Source organism: Pseudomonas sp. H1_D05 (assembly GCF_054682705.1).
The window spans coordinates 946,879-964,552 of record NZ_CP162825.1 but is presented as its reverse complement, the minus strand read 5'-3'; the positions used below and the strand labels follow the sequence as shown (position 1 = coordinate 964,552).

Below are 17,674 nucleotides of genomic sequence, written 5' to 3'. Positions count from 1 at the left end.
CCGCGAGGTTATCACCAGTCTGTAACAGGAAGTTGCTATGACAAAAAATTTAGTTAGCCAGACATCGATTTCCTCCAGCTCGCCGCAAGAAATCCATTGCAGAGCATTGCCGCGCCGATGAGGCAACTTGTCACGCGGCAAACGACCACGCAGTTGTTCGTCGGAAATGGGACTACTCTTTCAACGTTGCTTGATCCAGATCAAGACCCTCCCGGGCCATGCTCTGGTGGCCCGTTGGCCAGACTCCCTGCGTTGCGATGGTTGTTAAAAAAGAACGAATCAGAATTCGCCGCACTCCATATCCGTGGGGGCAGTAGGCGCAGGGGCCACAAGCCCCGAAGCCGGTATTACCTGACAGAGGAAGACTTATGTTCGGTTTAGAGGCACTCGATCTCGCCCGAATTCAGTTCGCGTTCACCATTTCGTTCCACATCCTGTTCCCGGCCATCACCATCGGCCTGGCGAGTTACCTCGCGGTGCTCGAAGGCTTGTGGCTGAAAACCCATAACGACACCTACCGTGACCTTTACCATTTCTGGTCGAAGATCTTTGCCGTCAACTTCGGCATGGGCGTGGTCTCGGGGCTCGTCATGGCCTACCAGTTCGGCACCAACTGGAGCCGCTTCTCGGACTTCGCCGGTGCCGTCACCGGGCCGTTGCTGACCTATGAAGTGCTCACGGCATTCTTCCTTGAGGCCGGTTTCCTCGGGGTGATGCTGTTTGGCTGGAATAAGGTCGGACGTGGGCTGCACTTCTTTTCCACCGTCATGGTGGCCATCGGCACGCTGATTTCGACGTTCTGGATTCTCGCGTCCAATAGCTGGATGCAGACTCCGCAGGGCTTCGAGATCGTCAACGGTCAGGTAATCCCCACCGACTGGCTGGCAATCATTTTCAACCCTTCGTTCCCTTATCGTCTGATGCACATGGCAACGGCTGCGTTTGTCGCCACGGCGTTCTTCGTCGGCTCTTCGGCGGCCTGGCACTTGCTGCGCGGCAAGGACAATCCGGCGATCCGCACGATGCTGTCGATGGCGATGTGGATGGCGCTGATCGTCGCGCCGATCCAGGCCATCATCGGCGACTTCCATGGCCTGAATACGCTCGAGCATCAGCCGGCGAAAATCGCCGCGATCGAAGGTCACTGGGAAAACAAAGGCGACGAAGCGACGCCGCTGATCCTGTTCGGCTGGCCGGACATGAAAGAAGAGAAAACCAAATTCGCCGTGGAGATCCCGTACCTCGGCAGTCTGATCCTCACTCACTCGCTGGACAAACAGGTCCCGGCGCTCAAGGAATTCCCGCCGGAAGACCGGCCGAATTCGACCATCGTGTTCTGGTCGTTCCGGATCATGGTCGGCCTCGGTTTCCTGATGATCTTCACCGGTCTGTGGAGCCTGTGGCTGCGTAAGCGCGACACGCTCTACACCTCACGGCCGTTCCTCTATCTGGCCTTGTGGATGGGGCCTTCCGGCCTGATCGCGATTCTCGCTGGCTGGTTCACCACCGAGATCGGCCGTCAGCCGTGGGTGGTCTACGGGCTGATGCGCACGGCGGATGCGTCTTCAAACCACAGCTTCATGCAGATGAGCATCACCCTGATCATGTTTGTGGTGGTGTATTTCGCCCTGTTCGGTGCAGGTCTCGGTTACATGATGCGCCTGGTGCGCAAAGGGCCGAAGATCAGCGAAGGCGCCGAGACGCCGGACGGTGGTCCGGGCAAGCAGCGTACGCCGGCGCGTCCGTTGTCCGCCGCCGACGATTCGGCCGATGCCGATCACGACACCCCCAGCCTGACCAAGGAGATTTGAGCCATGGGTATTGATCTTCCGCTGATCTGGGCCGTGATCATCATCTTCGGCATCATGATGTACGTGGTCATGGACGGCTTCGATCTGGGCATCGGGATTCTCTTCCCGTTCATCCCGGGCAAAGTCGACCGTGACGTAATGATGAATACGGTCGCGCCGGTCTGGGACGGCAACGAAACCTGGCTGGTACTGGGCGGCGCGGCGTTGTTCGGCGCCTTCCCGCTGGCTTATTCGGTGGTGTTGTCGGCGCTGTACTTGCCGCTGATCTTCATGCTGATCGGATTGATCTTCCGCGGCGTGGCGTTCGAGTTCCGCTTCAAGGCCAAGGACGACAAGCGCCACTTGTGGGACAAAGCCTTTATCGGCGGCTCGGTGGCGGCGACGTTCTTCCAGGGCGTGGCGCTGGGCGCGTTCATCGACGGCTTGCCGGTGGTCAATCGGCAGTTCGCCGGCGGCTCACTGGATTGGCTGACACCGTTCACCCTGTTCTGCGGCGCCGCACTCGTGGTGGCGTATGCCTTGCTCGGCTGCACCTGGCTGATCATGAAAACCGAAGGCAAGTTGCAAGAGCAAATGCACAATCTGGCGCGGCCACTGGCATTCGTGCTGTTGGCGGTGATCGGTGTCGTCAGCCTGTGGACACCGCTGGCACACCCGGAAATCGCTTCGCGCTGGTTCAGCATGCCGAACCTGTTCTGGTTCATGCCGGTGCCGATTCTGGTGTTGGTGACAATGTACGGCCTGATCCGCGCTGTGGCGCGCAATGCCAACTACATGCCGTTCCTGCTGACCCTGGTGCTGATCTTCCTCGGCTACAGCGGTCTGGGCATCAGCCTGTGGCCGAATATCGTGCCGCCGTCGATCTCGATCTGGGACGCCGCCGCACCGCCGCAAAGTCAGGGCTTCATGCTGGTGGGTACGCTGTTCATCATTCCGTTCATCCTGGGTTACACCTTCTGGAGCTACTACGTGTTCCGCGGCAAGGTCACCCATGAGGACGGTTATCACTAAGCGAAACCCTTTGGCAGCGAGCTTGCTCGCGATGGCGTCGGCAACGGCGCCATCGATCTTACTGAGGATCGAAACAATGACCGGCAAACATTCCCTGCACGACATTGAAGAAGCCGAAAAAAAACCGCTGTGGCAGCGGCTCGGCTGGTTGGCCTTGATCTGGGTCGGTAGCGTCGGTGCGCTGTTTATCGCTGCCAGCCTGATGCGCCTGTTCATGAATGCGGCAGGCCTGACCACACACTGAATCATCCCGTCCCGGCGCCTTCGGGTACGGTTTTGCAACCCTCCTCACGGAGGGTTTTTTTTGCCTTGAGGTTTACTTGCGCGCTTTGATAATGACGAACTTTGGCGTGGCCGCCACTTGCTCGACGCCGCGGAACAGCCGCGCCAGTTTGCTGTGGTAACCCAGATGACGGTTGCCGACGATGTACAGCGCGCCACCCACTACCAGCGCTTCGCGCGCCTGCTGGAACATGCGCCAGGCGAGGAAATCGCCCACCACCTGCTGCTGATGAAACGGCGGATTGCACAGCACCACGTCCAGCGACTGCGCTTCCTGTCCGGCCAGACCGTCGCCGGCCCGCACGATCACTTCGCGATCGCCCAGTGCTGCGCGCCAGTTTTCGCCAGCCGATTGCACCGCCATGTACGACTCGTCAACCAGCGTGTAGTGCGCATCAGGGTTCTGCAGAGCACTCGCGATTGCCAGTACACCGTTGCCACAGCCCAGATCGGCGACTCGGGCGCTCCCCAGATTTTTCGGCAGATGCGGCAGGAAGGCTCGCGTGCCGATATCCAGGCCTTCGCGACAGAACACGTTGGCGTGGTTGAGCAACTCGATCGGTGGCTCGTCGAGGCGATAGCGTGACGGGTAGGGCGAGACGGCCGGGGCTTTTGCTTCAGGCGTGGCGATCAACAAGCGAGCCTTTTTCACCGCCAGCGAGGCTTGCACCGGACCAATATAGCGTTCAAGCAGATCACCGGCGGCGCGTGGCAGGTGTTTGACCATGGCCGCTGCGACGACTTCAGCGCCGGGCGCGAGTTGCCCCTGTAAACGGATCAGTTGTTCTTCCAGCAGTGCAAGGGTTTTCGGCACGCGGATCAGCACCCGATCAAACGGTCCGACCAATGGCTCGCTGGCGGGGATCCCGCGAACAGCGTCGAATGCCTGACCATTGCGCAGCAGGTTTTTTTCCAACCCCTGGAAACCGAGGAATGAGTCACCGCTGCTACTGACCCTGACCTTGCTTGACAAACTGGCAGCCAAGGCACCGAAGCTGTCGTTGAGCACCAATACGTGCGTGTCCGCCGCCGGTTGCTGCGCCGCCAGATGGTTGAGCAGGTATTCGTCAGCGGCATCGAAGGCTTGCAGCGGTTCGTTCTGCTGTTCGGGCTGGCGGATCAGGTCGAGTTGGGCAAAGGGCGTATCAAGCAAAGGCATGGGGCGGGAACTCAGGGTAATCAACGGGGTGTTCCACAGCCCTGACATTGTGCTGCGGCACCGACCGAGTGTACTGCAACGCCGAACGTTCACGTCATCACTCAGGAGGGTCGCGAATGGTACGTTTTTTTCTTGGTTATTACCTGCACGTTTTATAGGGGACGCAAGACTGCTTGATTAGATGATGCCGGCTCTGGCGGCCGCGATGACAGCGGAAATCTTGTTGCAGACGTTGAGTTTCTCGATGACGTTCTGCACGTGGTAGTTCACGGTGCGTTCGCTCAGGCTGAGGATTTTCGAAATCTCATAAGCGGTCTTGCCGCCGGCTGACAATTGCAGAACCTCCAGTTCGCGGGGCGACAGGTGCGGTTGGCGGGGCTTGAGAGATTGGGGCGGCAGCGTCCTGGCGAACAGTTCACTCAGGTGACTGGTGGCGTAGAACATATAACCAAAATGTTCATACAACTCCAGAGGACTGATGGGGCAATGCTTGCGCGCCAGGCTGATAATGCTGCACAAACCGCTTTGTTCATGGTGGAACGACTGTGACCAGCCATATTGCAGTCCATATTGCTGCAAACCCTGCCAAAGCTGAGGCTTTTCTGCGAATACCGATTCGCTCCAGACGATGGGCATCATTGAGTGATTGCAGTGTGCTATCAGTGGGTCGATTTTACTGTAATGTTTCTGATCATATTGTGCGTTCCATTCTTTGGGGTAGTTGTTGATTTGCAAGGGATCAAGACGTAGTTCCCGATTGGGTGAAGTAACCGAAATGGCACAAAAATTAAAGCCCAGGTTTTCGGCGAATCTCAACAGAATCGTATAAGCAGCGTCTATATCCCTGGCGAAAGTCAGTTGCTTTAACTGCGACTCCTTCCACGTTTCCATTACAGAATCTCCATTGGTATTGCGGGGGGGCGCAAAATGGATCCAAAAGATCCGGCACGCAACAGAGTGTAGGACGTTTCATACAAGGGGCATTAAATTTTTTCGATATTGATGGTGAGAATGTTTTTATAAAAGGTTCTTAGCGAATGACGGCGTTTAGTATTCAGGTCGTCATCCTAACTTTCAGTTTTACATTTAAGGTTTCTTGATGAATTGAGTTGCTATTCATGTAGGTGAATAGCTGAATGCCATTACTCATCGTCGGTGTTTAAGGCGACCAATATGCGCGACACTGGCAGCAATCGTTCAATGGAGTGCCTCATGACCGCCAGTGCCGAGAAATACACCACGCAGACATTGCTTGATGTTCAACCCTTGACCCCAAGCCTGTTTACCTTGCGTACCAGTCGGGATGCAGGGTTCCGTTTCCGCGCCGGGCAGTTTGCCAGGCTCGGTGTGGCCAAAGCCGATGGCAGCATTGTGTGGCGTGCCTATTCGATGGTGTCGTCGCCTTTTGACGAGTTTCTCGAGTTCTTTTCCATTGTCGTGCCGGGCGGGGAGTTCACCAGTGAGCTGAGTCGGCTGCAGGTCGGCGACACCTTGCTGGTGGATCGCCAGGCTTTCGGCTACCTGACGCTGGACCGTTTCGTCGACGGTCGCGATCTGTGGCTGTTATCCACAGGCACCGGGGTAGCGCCGTTTCTGTCGATTTTGCAGGACTTCGAAGTCTGGGAAAAATTCGAGCGAATCATTCTGGTGTACAGCGTGCGCGAGGCGCGGGAGTTGGCCTATCAGGCGTTGATTGCCGGACTCACGCAGCGTGAATACCTTAGCGAACATGCGCACAAGTTGCAGTTCATCACGACGGTGACGCGTGAAGCGCATCCTGACGCATTGCACGGGCGCATCACTACCCTGATTGAAAATGGTGAACTGGAGCGCGCCGCGGGTGTGGAGCTGTCGATGGAGCATTCGCGCGTCATGCTGTGCGGCAATCCACAGATGATCGATGACACCCGCGCGCTGCTGAAAAAACGCCACATGAGCCTCAGCCTGACCCGCCGGCCCGGTCAGGTGGCTGTGGAAAATTACTGGTAAACAAACGGCGCCTCGAAGGCGCCGTTGTTTCTATCGTGCACAGCATTCAGGGCCGGGTGTTCTGGGCCTTGAGCAAGTCGCGGATCTCGCCCAGCAACTCTTCTTCCTTGGTCGGAACCGGTGGCAGGGTAGGGGCCACGGCTTCTTCGCGTTTGAGGCGGTTGATCGCTTTGACACCCATGAAAATGGCGAACGCGACGATCACGAAGTCCAGAATGGTCTGCAGGAATTTGCCGTAGGCCATTACCACTGCAGGCGCATTGCCCTCGGCGGCCTTGAGCGTGACGGCCAGATCACTGAAGTCCACCCCACCGATCAACAGGCCGATTGGCGGCATGATGACGTCACCGACAAATGACGAAACAATCTTGCCGAAGGCAGCACCGATGATGATACCAACGGCCATGTCGACCACATTGCCTTTGACCGCGAAGGCCTTGAACTCGCTAAGCACGCCCATAGTTATTTCCTTGTTACAGATGAGTTTGGTGTACGCAGTGTAAATCAGCAAAACGCGTCCTGCGCGAAACACCTTCTTACAATGCCCGTTTTTATCGACACATCAATTGGCGATTAGTTTGCAAAGTGCCATCAATCGCGCGCGAAATATACTGTAACTCGCTGATCGGAAAGCCAATTTTCTCAATCATGGTGTTACGTTCTTTCTATTTATGTTTAACGCCGCAGGCCTCTAGCCTTGGGTTGGCGCATCTGGATGCGCCCCAAAACAACCAGAGGATCCTGATATGAATTCCGCACTTGGACTGGGGGCTTTTCCCCGTCGCCGCACCCTCGGTGTACTCACCGCCAGCCTGTTGACCTTTTCGGTTAACGCCGCGCCCCTGACCCGCGATAACGGTGCCGCCGTCGGCGACAATCAGAACTCGCAGACCGCCGGTGCCAGCGGCCCGGTGCTGCTGCAGGATGTGCAGTTGATTCAGAAGCTGCAGCGCTTCGATCGCGAGCGCATTCCCGAGCGCGTGGTTCACGCCCGAGGCACTGGCGCCCATGGCACGTTCACGGTCACCAACGATCTCAGCGACCTGAGCAAGGCCAAAGTGTTTGCTGCTGGCCAGAGCACACCGGTGTTCGTACGCTTCTCTGCGGTGGTGCACGGTAATCACTCGCCGGAAACCCTGCGTGATCCACGAGGTTTCGCCACCAAGTTCTACACGGCCGACGGCAACTGGGACCTGGTCGGCAACAATTTCCCGACCTTTTTCATCCGTGACGCGATCAAGTTTCCGGACATGGTGCATGCCTTCAAACCGGACCCTCGGACTAACCTAGATGACGATTCTCGCCGATTCGACTTCTTCTCCCATGTACCGGAAGCCACCCGTACCCTGACCGAGTTGTATTCGAACTCGGGAACGCCGGCCAGTTATCGAGAAATGGACGGTAATGGTGTTCATGCTTACAAGTTGATTAACGCCAAGGGTGAAGTCCACTACGTCAAGTTTCACTGGAAGAGCTTGCAGGGACTTAATAACCTCACGCCAAAACAAGTCGCGAACGTCCAGGGTCAAGACTACAGTCATATGACCAATGACCTGGTGAGCAACATTAATAAAGGTAACTTCCCGAAATGGGACTTGTACATTCAAGTGCTGAAACCACAAGATTTGTCCAAGTTTGAATTTGATCCATTAGACGCTACCAAGATCTGGCCAGGTATTCCTGAGCGAAAAGTTGGACAAATGGTGTTGAACCGTAATCCGGCGAATGTCTTCCAGGAAACCGAACAAGTGGCCATGGCGCCAGCCAATGTAGTTCCAGGTATCGAACCTTCCGAAGACCGTTTGTTACAAGGTCGAGTGTTCTCCTATGCCGATACGCAAATGTATCGCGTGGGTGCCAATGCCCTGCAATTGCCGATCAATGCGCCGAAAGTTGCCGTGAACAATGGCAATCAGGATGGCGCAATGAACTTCGGTGCCAGCAACAGCGGTGTGAACTACCAGCCAAGCCGACTGCAACCCCGTGACGAGACGCCAAGCGCGCGTTACAGCCAATCGGCGCTATCGGGCAGCACCCAGCAGGCGAAAATCCAGCGTGAGCAGAACTTCAAGCAGGCCGGCGATCTGTATCGCTCGTTCAGCAAGCAAGAACGCCGGGACTTGATCGACAGCTTCGGCGGCTCGCTGGCAACCACCGATGACGAGAGCAAGCACATCATCCTGTCCTTCCTTTATAAGGCCGATCCGGAATATGGCACTGGCGTCACTGAAGTGGCCAAAGGCGACCTGAGCCGGGTCAAGGCGCTGGCAGCGAAACTGGTCGACTGATACCGATGCAGCGCACGCGGGGCCTGAGTCAGGCCCCGTTCCGTTAAAGGAGAATGCTGATGCGAAGCTGTCTTTTACTCTTGGCCGGTTGCCTGTCGTTCGCGGCATGGGCGGCACCGGTCGAGCAGAGTCCCGAGGCAATCCAGGCGCAACTGCGCGACTATTACTTCGATGCGGCCCGACGCGGTGATGTGCCGATGCTCGACACGTTCATCGAGTCCGGGTATTCCCTCGACACCCGCGACAGCAAGGGTTACACCGCGCTGATTCTGGCGGCCTATCACGGTCAGGCTCCGGCCGTGGAGCGCTTACTTGCAGCCGGTGCCGATGCCTGTGCCCAGGATCAACGTGGCAACACCGCGCTGATGGGGGCGATTTTCAAAGGTGAAGTACAGATCGCCCGACGCTTGATGGCCACCGATTGCAGCCCCGATCAGCGCAATGGCGCCGGGCAGACGGCAGCCATGTACGCCGGATTGTTCAAGCGTCTGGAATTGCTCGATGCGCTGAAGGCCAAGGGCGCGGACCTGAATGCCGAAGATCCGTTGGGTAATAGCGCCGCGCGTCTGGCCAGTGGCGAAATCCGTAGTGCGGCGCCGCGCTGATCGGCGGTACGTGCGTTATCATCGCGGTTTTTGTCGGGGGTTCTGATGGCCAAGGCCAAGCGCATGTACGGTTGCACCGAGTGCGGCGCAACCTTTCCCAAGTGGGCGGGCCAGTGCGGCGAGTGCGGCGCCTGGAACACCCTGACCGAGACCATGATCGAAAGCGGCGGCGCCACGGCACCGACCGGCCGCACCGGCTGGGCCGGGCAGCAGGCGCAGATCAAGACCCTGGCCGAAGTCAGCATCGAAGAAATTCCGCGCTTTTCCACAGCGTCGGGTGAGCTGGACCGGGTCCTCGGTGGCGGTCTGGTCGACGGCTCTGTGGTGCTGATCGGCGGTGATCCGGGTATCGGCAAATCGACCATTCTGTTGCAGACCTTGTGCAACCTGGCCAAAAGCATGCCGGCTCTCTACGTCACCGGCGAAGAATCCCAACAGCAAGTGGCCATGCGTGCCCGGCGCCTCGGCTTACCGCAGGATCAACTGCGGGTAATGACCGAAACCTGCATCGAAACCATCATCGCCACCGCCCGTCAGGAAAAGCCCAAGGTGATGGTGATCGACTCGATCCAGACGATCTTCACCGAACAGCTGCAATCGGCCCCCGGCGGTGTTTCCCAGGTACGTGAGAGCGCGGCGCTGCTGGTGCGTTATGCAAAACAGAGCGGCACGGCGATTTTTCTCGTCGGCCACGTGACCAAGGAGGGCGCGCTGGCCGGTCCTCGCGTCTTGGAGCACATGGTAGACACTGTGCTGTATTTCGAAGGCGAGTCCGATGGGCGTTTGCGTTTGCTGCGTGCGGTGAAAAACCGTTTCGGTGCGGTCAACGAACTCGGTGTGTTCGGCATGACCGACAAGGGGTTGAAAGAAGTCTCCAACCCTTCGGCGATTTTTCTCACTCGTGCGCAGGAAGAAGTCCCCGGCAGCGTGGTCATGGCCACGTGGGAAGGCACGCGGCCGATGCTGGTGGAAGTGCAGGCGCTGGTTGATGACAGCCATCTGGCCAATCCGCGTCGGGTGACGCTGGGGCTGGATCAAAACCGTTTGGCGATGTTGCTCGCAGTTTTGCATCGCCATGGCGGCATTCCGACCCATGATCAGGACGTGTTCCTTAACGTGGTCGGTGGGGTAAAGGTGTTGGAGACAGCATCGGATCTGGCGTTGATGGCGGCGGTCATGTCGAGCTTGCGCAACCGGCCGTTGCCGCATGATCTGCTGGTGTTCGGTGAGGTCGGGTTGTCGGGTGAAGTGCGCCCGGTGCCGAGTGGGCAGGAGCGTCTGAAGGAGGCGGCCAAGCATGGCTTCAAGCGGGCGATCGTGCCGAAGGGCAATGCGCCGAAGGAATCGCCTCCGGGTTTGCAGATCATCGCCGTGACCCGCCTCGAACAGGCCCTCGACGCATTGTTTGAGTGAACTCCGAACCTGTGGGAGCGAGCCTGCTCGCGAAGGGGTCGTGTCAGTCGGCAGCATTGCTCAATGACACACCGTCTTCGCGAGCACGCTCGCTCCCACAGGGGATTTGCAGTGATGGCTAGATTTCGATCAAGGCACCCAGTTCGCGTTCCAGCTCCTGCGGGTCACCCAGGTTGAACTCAATCAAGCGCCGCAGGCGTTCGATGGACTCCAGGCTGATGTGCTTGCAGACGAAGCCGAGCTGGCCATGGTCGTCGTGGGTCAGTTGCACCTCCATCTTGATGCCGACCTCATCGTTGAGATGAATATCGACCAGAAAATGCCGCTCCCGATCACCTAGCCACGGCTCGGGTTTATCGATCAACAGACCCTTGAGCGACAGATCAATCAGTTTGACCGGCCAGATGTACTCGCCCTGACTCAATTCAGTCTTGGCATCGAACGCGATACGTTTGAAGCGGCGACGCTCAGCTGGGTGCTCGCTCATGGCGCAATCCTCATGAAGGTTCGCTGACTATAGACCGCGAATGCGGGCGCCAGCCAATCGCTAAAGCGTCTAGACCAACGTCGGGGTATGGCCTTTGGCGCCGTAAGCGCTAAACTCGGGGTGGCTGTCTTTCTTGTCCACCCTGGCTGGAATAATAAAATGAAAAATAATAATAGCCTGCTACGCCACTTACCCTGGCTAGTGCTGGCAATCGTAGGAGCGTGCGCCCTTGGCGTAGTGGCATTGCGCCGCGGCGAGGCAATCAACGCCTTGTGGATCGTGGTCGCCGCTGTGGCCATTTATCTGGTTGCGTACCGTTACTACAGTCTGTTCATCGCCAACAATGTGATGCAACTGGACCCGCGTCGGGCAACCCCCGCCGTGCTCAACAACGACGGTCTGGACTATGTGCCGACCAACAAACACATTCTTTTCGGTCACCACTTCGCCGCGATCGCGGGCGCCGGACCTTTGGTCGGCCCGGTGCTGGCCGCGCAGATGGGCTACTTGCCCGGCACGCTCTGGCTGATTGCCGGCGTGGTGCTGGCGGGCGCGGTGCAGGACTTCATGGTGTTGTTCATGTCGACCCGGCGCAACGGCCGTTCCCTGGGCGACATGGTGCGTGAAGAAATGGGCCGCGTGCCCGGCACCATCGCCCTGTTCGGCTGCTTCCTGATCATGATCATCATCCTCGCGGTGCTGGCGCTGATCGTGGTTAAAGCGTTGGCCGAGAGCCCGTGGGGCATCTTCACCGTAATGGCGACCATTCCGATCGCGATGTTCATGGGCATTTACATGCGCTACATCCGCCCGGGCCGCATCGGCGAAATCTCCGTGGTCGGCGTGTTGCTGCTGCTCGGGTCGATCTGGCTCGGTGGTCAGATCGCCGCTGATCCGGTGTGGGCCAAGGCCTTCACCTTCACCGGCGTGCAGATTACCTGGATGCTGGTCGGTTACGGTTTCGTCGCTGCATCGCTGCCGGTTTGGCTGATTCTGGCACCGCGCGACTATCTGTCGACGTTCCTGAAAATCGGCACCATCGTCGCTCTGGCGATCGGTATTCTGATCACCATGCCCGAGCTGAAAATGCCGGCGCTGACCCAGTTCGTCGACGGCACTGGCCCGGTGTGGAAGGGCGGTCTGTTCCCGTTCCTGTTCATCACCATCGCCTGCGGCGCGGTATCCGGTTTCCACGCACTGATCTCTTCGGGCACCACGCCGAAGCTGCTGGATAACGAAACCAACGCTCGCTACATCGGCTACGGCGGCATGTTGATGGAATCGTTCGTGGCGATCATGGCCATGGTTGCCGCGTCGGTGATCGAGCCTGGCGTGTACTTCGCCATGAACAGCCCGGCTGCTGTGGTCGGCAGTGATGTCGCATCGGTTGCGCAAGTGGTTTCCAGCTGGGGCTTCGCGATCACGCCGGAAGCGCTGCAAGCCGTGGCGCATGACATTGGTGAAACCACCATTCTGGCCCGTGCCGGCGGTGCGCCGACCCTGGCGGTCGGTATCGCGCAGATCCTGCACAGTGTCCTGCCGGGTGAAAACACCATGGCGTTCTGGTACCACTTCGCGATTCTGTTCGAAGCGCTGTTCATCCTGACGGCTGTGGACGCCGGCACCCGTGCCGGGCGTTTCATGCTGCAGGATCTGCTCGGTTCTTTCGTGCCGGCGCTGAGACGCACCGAGTCGTGGACTGCCAACCTGATCGCCACCGCCGGTTGTGTGGCGATGTGGGGCTGGTTGCTGTACCAAGGCGTGATCGATCCGTTGGGCGGCATCAATACCTTGTGGCCATTGTTCGGTATCTCCAACCAGATGCTGGCCGGTATCGCGCTGATGCTCGGCACCGTGGTGCTGATCAAGATGAAGCGTCAGCGCTACATCTGGGTCACCCTGCTGCCAGCCACCTGGCTGTTGATCTGCACCACGACCGCTGGCTTCATCAAACTGTTCGATGCCAACCCGGCGATCGGTTTCCTGTCGCTGGCCAAGAAATACAGCGATGCGCTGGCCAATGGTCAGGTGCTGGCACCGGCAAAAAGCGTCGAGCAGATGCAGCACGTGATCTTCAACGCTTATACCAACGCAACGCTTACCGCGCTGTTCCTGTTCGTGGTCTTCAGCATCCTGTTCTATGCGCTGAAGGTCGGCATCGCCGCCTGGGGCAAGAAAGAGCGTACGGATAAAGAATCGCCATTCCAGGCCCTGCCGGATGCGTAACCAGAGGATTGCACCATGTTCAATGACCTGAGTCGCCTCGGTAAATACCTCGGTCAGGCCGCGCGTCTGATGGTCGGCATGCCCGACTACGACACCTACGTCGAGCATATGCAAACCAAGCACCCGGACAAACCGGTGATGAGCTACGAGATGTTCTTTCGCGAACGTCAGGAGGCGCGTTACGGTGGCAAGGGTGGGCCGAAGTGCTGTTGAGCTGACAGCGCAAGGTTGAGGTAATCCCTGTGGGAGCGAGCCTGCTCGCGAATACGGAATGTCAGTTGATGAATAATTTGACTGGCACACCGCTTTCGCGAGCAAGCTCGCTCCCACATTTGTTTTTGTGTTGTTCATTCATTTGAAGGAGATCGAGTTTTGTCCTCTCCCATCCCGGTCACGGTACTCAGCGGTTTCCTCGGCGCCGGTAAGACCACCTTGCTGCGCCATATCCTCAAAGCCGAGCACGGCCTGAAAATCGCCGTGATCGAAAACGAATTCAGCGACGCTGGCATCGACACTCAGTTGCTCGGTGATGAGCCGGTGCAAGTCATGACCCTGGCCAACGGCTGCGTGTGCTGCACCATTCACACAGACCTGACCAAAGCGCTGTACCTGCTGCTTGAACGGCTGGACAGCGGTGAGATCGCGTTCGATCGTCTGGTCATCGAGTGCACCGGCCTGGCCGATCCGGCACCCGTGGCGCAGACCTTTTTCATCGATGAGGAATTGCGCGAGCGCTACCTGCTCGACGGCATCATCACCCTGGTCGATGCCGCCCACGCCGACGTACACCTGACCCAGACCATCGCCCAGGCGCAGATCGGTTTTGCCGACCGCTTGTTGGTGAGCAAGACCGATCTGGTCGACGAAGCCACGTTCAACGCGCTGAGCGAACGGCTGACACGGATCAACCGCCGGGCGCCGATTCGTGTAGTCGAGCACGGCACCATTGATCTGGCAGAACTTCTTGATGTGCGCGGCTTCAACCTCAACGCCGATCTCGGCGGCGGATTGAGCCTGCGTCCGGTGAGCAAGGCGCCGTCAATTGATCGTATTTCGAGTCTGGTATTGCGCACCGATCAGCCGCTGGATATCGATCAGCTCAGCGAGTTCATGAATGAATTGCTCGAAGAGCACGGTAAGCAATTGTTGCGTTACAAAGGTGTGCTGAACATCGCGGGTGAGGATCGGCGCCTGGTGTTTCAGGGGGTGTTGAAGCTTTATGGTTTTGACTGGGATACCGAATGGGCCGAGGGTGAGGCGCGGGAAAGTGTGATTGTGTTTATTGCCGATGATTTGCCGGAAGAGAAGATTCGGGCGGGGTTTGCCAGAGTGGCTTCTGCCTGATGGGCTTTCGGTGCCCGTAATGACGCCATCGCGAGCAGGCTCACTCCTACAGGGGAACGCATTTCAAATGTAGGAGTGAGCCTGCTCGCGATAGCTATCTAACCGACAGCACAATGCTCAAGGTCTGAACCGAGCAGTGTCTGTTCAAGAAGATTCAAATGCCGATTCATCAGCATCCCGGCCTTGGAAGCATCGCCTCGCTCTACTGCTTCCACCAACGCCAAATGCTCCTTCCAAGCGCAACAGCTATGCGTCTGGCCCTCACTTCGCGCAATCGCCAGTGACGTCAGCGGCACCAGACTGCCAAGAAAATGCGCCAGTGGTGCATTCCCCGCCATTTGTGCTAATTGCAGATGAAACTCCCCGGACAAGCGAATCGCCGCACCCCGCCGATCCTGCTCGACCGCTTGACGTTCGCGCTCGATCAGCGTGCGAAGGTGCTTCAAATCGTCTGCCTGCGGACGCTGACAGGCCAGACGCACCAGCGTGCTCTCGGTCAGCCGCCGCGCATGCAGGGCCTGCCGCGTTTGTTCCCGATCAGGTGCCGCCACCCGCGGCCGGTGATTGGCGCGCAAGACAATGACGTGCTCATGGGACAGTTGGGTCAGCACCCGGCGCACGTCGGCGCGACTGGCGCCGAACATCTCTTTCAAACTGTCCTCGGTAAAACGGCTGGCCGAATCGATGCGCTGTTCCAGAATCGCATCGAACAGCCGCGGATACAGATCCTCCACCGATGCGCGCAGGCGGGAGAAGGGCAGGGGGGCAGCAGTCGATCGGGTTGGCGACGGTGAGGCGAAACTGTTCATGACCGGTCTCCCATTGGATCAGCGACTCAAGTTGTCTTCCGGAATATTCAGCTCAATGCCCATGCGCTGCCCTTCGCGCAAAATGTGCCGACGCATTTCGGCGCTGGCCTGGGCGCTGTTCTTGCTGCGGATCGCGCGGACCACCGCTTCGTTTTCTTCCAGGCGCTCGGCCAGATGCTCCGGCGAATTGCGCAGCACCTCGGCGCTCTGCTTGAGGGCGTTGCTGGTTTGCTGCACCACACTCTGGAAGATCGGATTCGAGGTCAGGGTGAACAGCTCTTCGTGGAAGGCGATGTAGGCGCTGACCCCGGCCTCACTGTCGCCGGCTTCGAGGGCTTCGCGCATGTCCATCAGGGTCAGGCGCAACTGGCCGACTTCCTTGCTGCTGATCGATTGTGCGACCAGACCGACAATGAACGGCTCAAGGGTGTAGCGCAGTTGCAGCACGTCTTCGAGGCTGGCGCCGGCGACTGCACTGTCATGGCTTTGGCTGTCGCTGAGTTGCGCGTCGAGTACGACTACGCCTTTGCCTGGCATCGAGCGTACGAGGCCAAGGGTTTCCAGAACGATCACCGCTTCGCGCAGGCTCGGGCGGCTGATGCCCAGTTGTTCGGCCAGTTCGCGCTGACCCGGCAGCATGTCGCCGGAGCGCCACTGGCCGCTGGCCAATGCGGCGCGGAGTTTTTCTACGACTGAGTTGACGACGGTTGATGTGGTAATCACTTGTCTTGCTCCATGTGCCTGCGAGGGCCGCCGCAAATTCGATCAAAAAATCGCCGCTTGCGGCAGCCCCGCAGGGTTGAAATCAGAACTCCTGCTGGTGCGCCGGAGTTGCTGCTTTACGCGGCTGAAAGGTGTAGCCCTGCTGACCGCTCAGTACTTTGTTGGCTCGCTGTACATCAATGTCTTTTTCCCAACGGGCGATCGCCACCGTGGCGACGCAGTTGCCGATGAGATTGGTGAGTGCCCGGCCGATGCCCATGAACCAGTCCACGGCCAGCACCAACACCAGGCCGACCACCGGAATAGCCGGGATCGCGGTCAGCGTCGCTGCGAGAATCACCAGTGCCGAACCGGGAATCCCGTGGGCTCCTTTCGAGGTGATCAGCGACACCAGCAGAATCGTCAGCAAGTCAGTCATCGCCAATGGTGTGCCGGTGGCGTTGGCAATGAATACGATGGCCAAAGTCAGGTAGATCGAGAAACCGTCGAGGTTGAACGAGTAGCCGGTCGGAATCACCAGACCCACGGTCGAGCTGCCAATGCCGAGGTGTTCGAGTTTGCGCATGATCTGTGGCAGCACGGCGTCGGACGATGCCGTGCCCATGACGATCAGCAGTTCTTCACGCAGATACTTCAACAGCGGCCACATGCGCAGGCCGGAAGCACGCATCACCAGACCGAGAATCACGCTGACGAATGCGATGCAGGTCAGGTAGAACAAGCCGACCAGACTGCCCAGGTGCTGCAGCGAATCGAGGCCGTATTTGCTGGTGGTGAAGGCTATGGCGCCGAACACGCCGATCGGTGCCAGACGCACGATCATGCCCATGATCCGGAAGATCACATGGCTCAGTTCGTTGATCAGTCGGGAGATCCCGGAGGCCGCTTCACCGACCAGATTCAACGCGCTGCCGAACAGCACCGAAAACAGCAGAACTTGCAGGATGTTGTTGTCGGCGAAGGCGCCGATCACCGAGGTTGGGATCAGGTCCATCAGGAACTGCGTGGTGGTGTGCATGTGCTGGCCGCGTTCGGCGATATCGCCCATATCGGCGGCGGACAATTGCTCGAGATGGATATTCGCGCCGCTGCCGATGCCGGTGCTGAAGGCGAAGACCAGGCCGATCACCAGCGCGATGGTGGTCAGGACTTCGAAGTAGATCACCGATTTGAGGCCGATGCGCCCGACCTTCTTCAGATCGCCGGCACCGCTGATGCCGCTGACCACCACGCAGAACACGATGAGGCCGATGAGCATCTTGATCAGTTTGATGAAACCGTCGCCGAGCGGTTTGAGCTGGGCCGAGTATTCAGGAAGGGTCAGCCCGCAGACGATGCCGAGCATCAGTCCGAGAACCACTTGGAGGAAGATTGAACGCGAGCACCATCTGAGCATGGGAGGAATCCTGGTCGGTGTCCTGGCTGCCGTGCGCTTGAACGCATCAGATTCAGGACTTAATTATTGTGGTCTTACCGGTATGTCCAGTGCAGGTGCAGTCTACGCTCGGTTTTTTCGCGATGACAAGT

General features: G+C 58.4%; 17 protein-coding genes. 10 read left to right on the top strand and 7 right to left on the bottom strand.

Annotated elements, in window-relative coordinates; all coding sequences use genetic code 11:
• The first annotated feature begins 368 nt into the window (after positions 1-368).
• The 3 genes from AB4O11_RS04380 (at position 369) to AB4O11_RS04370 (ending at position 3,066) form a co-directional block, all read left to right on the top strand.
• The gene (locus AB4O11_RS04380; protein WP_460130228.1) at positions 369-1,811 is read left to right on the top strand and encodes a cytochrome ubiquinol oxidase subunit I; all 1,443 of its coding nucleotides are present in this window, start codon (positions 369-371) and stop codon (positions 1,809-1,811) included.
• A gap of 3 nt (positions 1,812-1,814) precedes the next feature.
• On the top strand, positions 1,815-2,822 hold the full coding sequence (gene cydB, locus AB4O11_RS04375) for a cytochrome d ubiquinol oxidase subunit II (RefSeq protein WP_093434736.1): 1,008 nt from the start codon (positions 1,815-1,817) through the stop codon (positions 2,820-2,822).
• Positions 2,823-2,898: 76 nt separating this feature from the next.
• Positions 2,899-3,066, top strand: coding sequence for a DUF2474 domain-containing protein (locus tag AB4O11_RS04370; protein ID WP_194934856.1), 168 nt, complete (start codon positions 2,899-2,901; stop codon positions 3,064-3,066).
• Between the two features lie 72 nt (positions 3,067-3,138).
• Here AB4O11_RS04370 and AB4O11_RS04365 read toward each other — a convergent pair whose 3' ends face one another.
• Together AB4O11_RS04365 and AB4O11_RS04360 are read right to left on the bottom strand one after the other, a co-directional pair.
• Complete coding sequence (locus AB4O11_RS04365) at positions 3,139-4,263, bottom strand: methyltransferase (RefSeq protein ID WP_460130226.1); 1,125 nt, start codon at positions 4,261-4,263, stop codon at positions 3,139-3,141.
• A 177-nt stretch (positions 4,264-4,440) separates the two neighbouring features.
• Complete coding sequence (locus AB4O11_RS04360; protein WP_460096983.1) at positions 4,441-5,154, bottom strand: autoinducer binding domain-containing protein; 714 nt, start codon at positions 5,152-5,154, stop codon at positions 4,441-4,443.
• 321 nt (positions 5,155-5,475) lie between these two features.
• Here AB4O11_RS04360 and AB4O11_RS04355 point away from each other — a divergent pair, with 321 nt between their 5' ends.
• Positions 5,476-6,252, top strand: a complete 777-nt coding sequence (locus AB4O11_RS04355; protein ID WP_460130224.1) for a ferredoxin--NADP reductase — start codon at positions 5,476-5,478, stop codon at positions 6,250-6,252.
• A 46-nt stretch (positions 6,253-6,298) separates the two neighbouring features.
• Here the strand turns inward: AB4O11_RS04355 and mscL are convergent, their stop codons facing one another.
• Positions 6,299-6,712, bottom strand: a complete 414-nt coding sequence (gene mscL, locus AB4O11_RS04350) for a large-conductance mechanosensitive channel protein MscL (protein ID WP_093434751.1) — start codon at positions 6,710-6,712, stop codon at positions 6,299-6,301.
• 286 nt (positions 6,713-6,998) lie between these two features.
• On the opposite strand from mscL, the gene katB reads away from it, so the two are divergent.
• Genes katB through radA form a run of 3 tightly spaced genes read left to right on the top strand, consistent with a single transcriptional unit; the run spans position 6,999 to position 10,558 of the window.
• Entirely contained in the window at positions 6,999-8,540 is a 1,542-nt protein-coding gene (gene katB / locus AB4O11_RS04345; protein ID WP_460130222.1) for a catalase KatB, read from the top strand.
• Positions 8,541-8,599: 59 nt separating this feature from the next.
• Positions 8,600-9,145: an ankyrin repeat domain-containing protein gene (locus AB4O11_RS04340; protein WP_460130220.1), complete on the top strand. Its 546-nt coding sequence runs from the start codon at positions 8,600-8,602 to the stop codon at positions 9,143-9,145.
• A gap of 45 nt (positions 9,146-9,190) precedes the next feature.
• Complete coding sequence (gene radA, locus AB4O11_RS04335) at positions 9,191-10,558, top strand: DNA repair protein RadA (RefSeq protein WP_007909773.1); 1,368 nt, start codon at positions 9,191-9,193, stop codon at positions 10,556-10,558.
• A gap of 118 nt (positions 10,559-10,676) precedes the next feature.
• On the opposite strand, the gene AB4O11_RS04330 is transcribed toward radA, so the two are convergent.
• A complete protein-coding gene (locus tag AB4O11_RS04330; protein WP_093434760.1) occupies positions 10,677-11,045 on the bottom strand; it encodes a PilZ domain-containing protein in 369 nt (122 codons plus the stop codon).
• A 159-nt stretch (positions 11,046-11,204) separates the two neighbouring features.
• Between AB4O11_RS04330 and AB4O11_RS04325 the strand changes: the two genes are divergently transcribed.
• The 3 genes from AB4O11_RS04325 to yjiA all read left to right on the top strand — a co-directional run bounded on the left by AB4O11_RS04325 (position 11,205) and on the right by yjiA (position 14,615).
• Positions 11,205-13,271, top strand: coding sequence for a carbon starvation CstA family protein (locus tag AB4O11_RS04325; RefSeq protein ID WP_093434763.1), 2,067 nt, complete (start codon positions 11,205-11,207; stop codon positions 13,269-13,271).
• A gap of 15 nt (positions 13,272-13,286) precedes the next feature.
• The gene (locus AB4O11_RS04320; RefSeq protein WP_003228401.1) at positions 13,287-13,484 is read left to right on the top strand and encodes a YbdD/YjiX family protein; all 198 of its coding nucleotides are present in this window, start codon (positions 13,287-13,289) and stop codon (positions 13,482-13,484) included.
• 159 nt (positions 13,485-13,643) lie between these two features.
• Positions 13,644-14,615 carry a GTPase gene (gene yjiA, locus AB4O11_RS04315; RefSeq protein ID WP_186623973.1) on the top strand — a complete coding sequence of 324 codons (972 nt, stop codon included), beginning with the start codon at positions 13,644-13,646 and terminating at the stop codon, positions 14,613-14,615.
• Between the two features lie 98 nt (positions 14,616-14,713).
• Here yjiA and AB4O11_RS04310 read toward each other — a convergent pair whose 3' ends face one another.
• The 3 genes from AB4O11_RS04310 to AB4O11_RS04300 all read right to left on the bottom strand — a co-directional run bounded on the left by AB4O11_RS04310 (position 14,714) and on the right by AB4O11_RS04300 (position 17,543).
• Positions 14,714-15,424, bottom strand: a complete 711-nt coding sequence (locus AB4O11_RS04310) for a GntR family transcriptional regulator (protein WP_460089019.1) — start codon at positions 15,422-15,424, stop codon at positions 14,714-14,716.
• An 18-nt stretch (positions 15,425-15,442) separates the two neighbouring features.
• Positions 15,443-16,147, bottom strand: a complete 705-nt coding sequence (locus AB4O11_RS04305) for a FadR/GntR family transcriptional regulator (protein WP_460130218.1) — start codon at positions 16,145-16,147, stop codon at positions 15,443-15,445.
• An 82-nt stretch (positions 16,148-16,229) separates the two neighbouring features.
• Positions 16,230-17,543, bottom strand: coding sequence for a C4-dicarboxylate transporter DctA (locus AB4O11_RS04300; protein WP_064118745.1), 1,314 nt, complete (start codon positions 17,541-17,543; stop codon positions 16,230-16,232).
• Positions 17,544-17,674 lie beyond the last annotated feature (131 nt).

What these genes read in the sequence shown, in the direction of transcription:
- radA (WP_007909773.1), top strand. Translation starts at nt 9,191, where the DNA reads ATGGCCAAGGCCAAGCGCATGTACGGTTGCACCGAGTGCGGCGCAACC.
- katB (WP_460130222.1), top strand. Translation starts at nt 6,999, where the DNA reads ATGAATTCCGCACTTGGACTGGGGGCTTTTCCCCGTCGCCGCACCCTC.
- AB4O11_RS04300 (WP_064118745.1), bottom strand. Translation starts at nt 17,543, where the DNA reads ATGCTCAGATGGTGCTCGCGTTCAATCTTCCTCCAAGTGGTTCTCGGA.
- AB4O11_RS04355 (WP_460130224.1), top strand. Translation starts at nt 5,476, where the DNA reads ATGACCGCCAGTGCCGAGAAATACACCACGCAGACATTGCTTGATGTT.
- AB4O11_RS04370 (WP_194934856.1), top strand. Translation starts at nt 2,899, where the DNA reads ATGACCGGCAAACATTCCCTGCACGACATTGAAGAAGCCGAAAAAAAA.
- AB4O11_RS04325 (WP_093434763.1), top strand. Translation starts at nt 11,205, where the DNA reads ATGAAAAATAATAATAGCCTGCTACGCCACTTACCCTGGCTAGTGCTG.
- AB4O11_RS04330 (WP_093434760.1), bottom strand. Translation starts at nt 11,045, where the DNA reads ATGAGCGAGCACCCAGCTGAGCGTCGCCGCTTCAAACGTATCGCGTTC.
- AB4O11_RS04310 (WP_460089019.1), bottom strand. Translation starts at nt 15,424, where the DNA reads ATGAACAGTTTCGCCTCACCGTCGCCAACCCGATCGACTGCTGCCCCC.
- AB4O11_RS04320 (WP_003228401.1), top strand. Translation starts at nt 13,287, where the DNA reads ATGTTCAATGACCTGAGTCGCCTCGGTAAATACCTCGGTCAGGCCGCG.
- cydB (WP_093434736.1), top strand. Translation starts at nt 1,815, where the DNA reads ATGGGTATTGATCTTCCGCTGATCTGGGCCGTGATCATCATCTTCGGC.
- AB4O11_RS04380 (WP_460130228.1), top strand. Translation starts at nt 369, where the DNA reads ATGTTCGGTTTAGAGGCACTCGATCTCGCCCGAATTCAGTTCGCGTTC.
- AB4O11_RS04365 (WP_460130226.1), bottom strand. Translation starts at nt 4,263, where the DNA reads ATGCCTTTGCTTGATACGCCCTTTGCCCAACTCGACCTGATCCGCCAG.
- AB4O11_RS04360 (WP_460096983.1), bottom strand. Translation starts at nt 5,154, where the DNA reads ATGGAAACGTGGAAGGAGTCGCAGTTAAAGCAACTGACTTTCGCCAGG.
- mscL (WP_093434751.1), bottom strand. Translation starts at nt 6,712, where the DNA reads ATGGGCGTGCTTAGCGAGTTCAAGGCCTTCGCGGTCAAAGGCAATGTG.
- AB4O11_RS04340 (WP_460130220.1), top strand. Translation starts at nt 8,600, where the DNA reads ATGCGAAGCTGTCTTTTACTCTTGGCCGGTTGCCTGTCGTTCGCGGCA.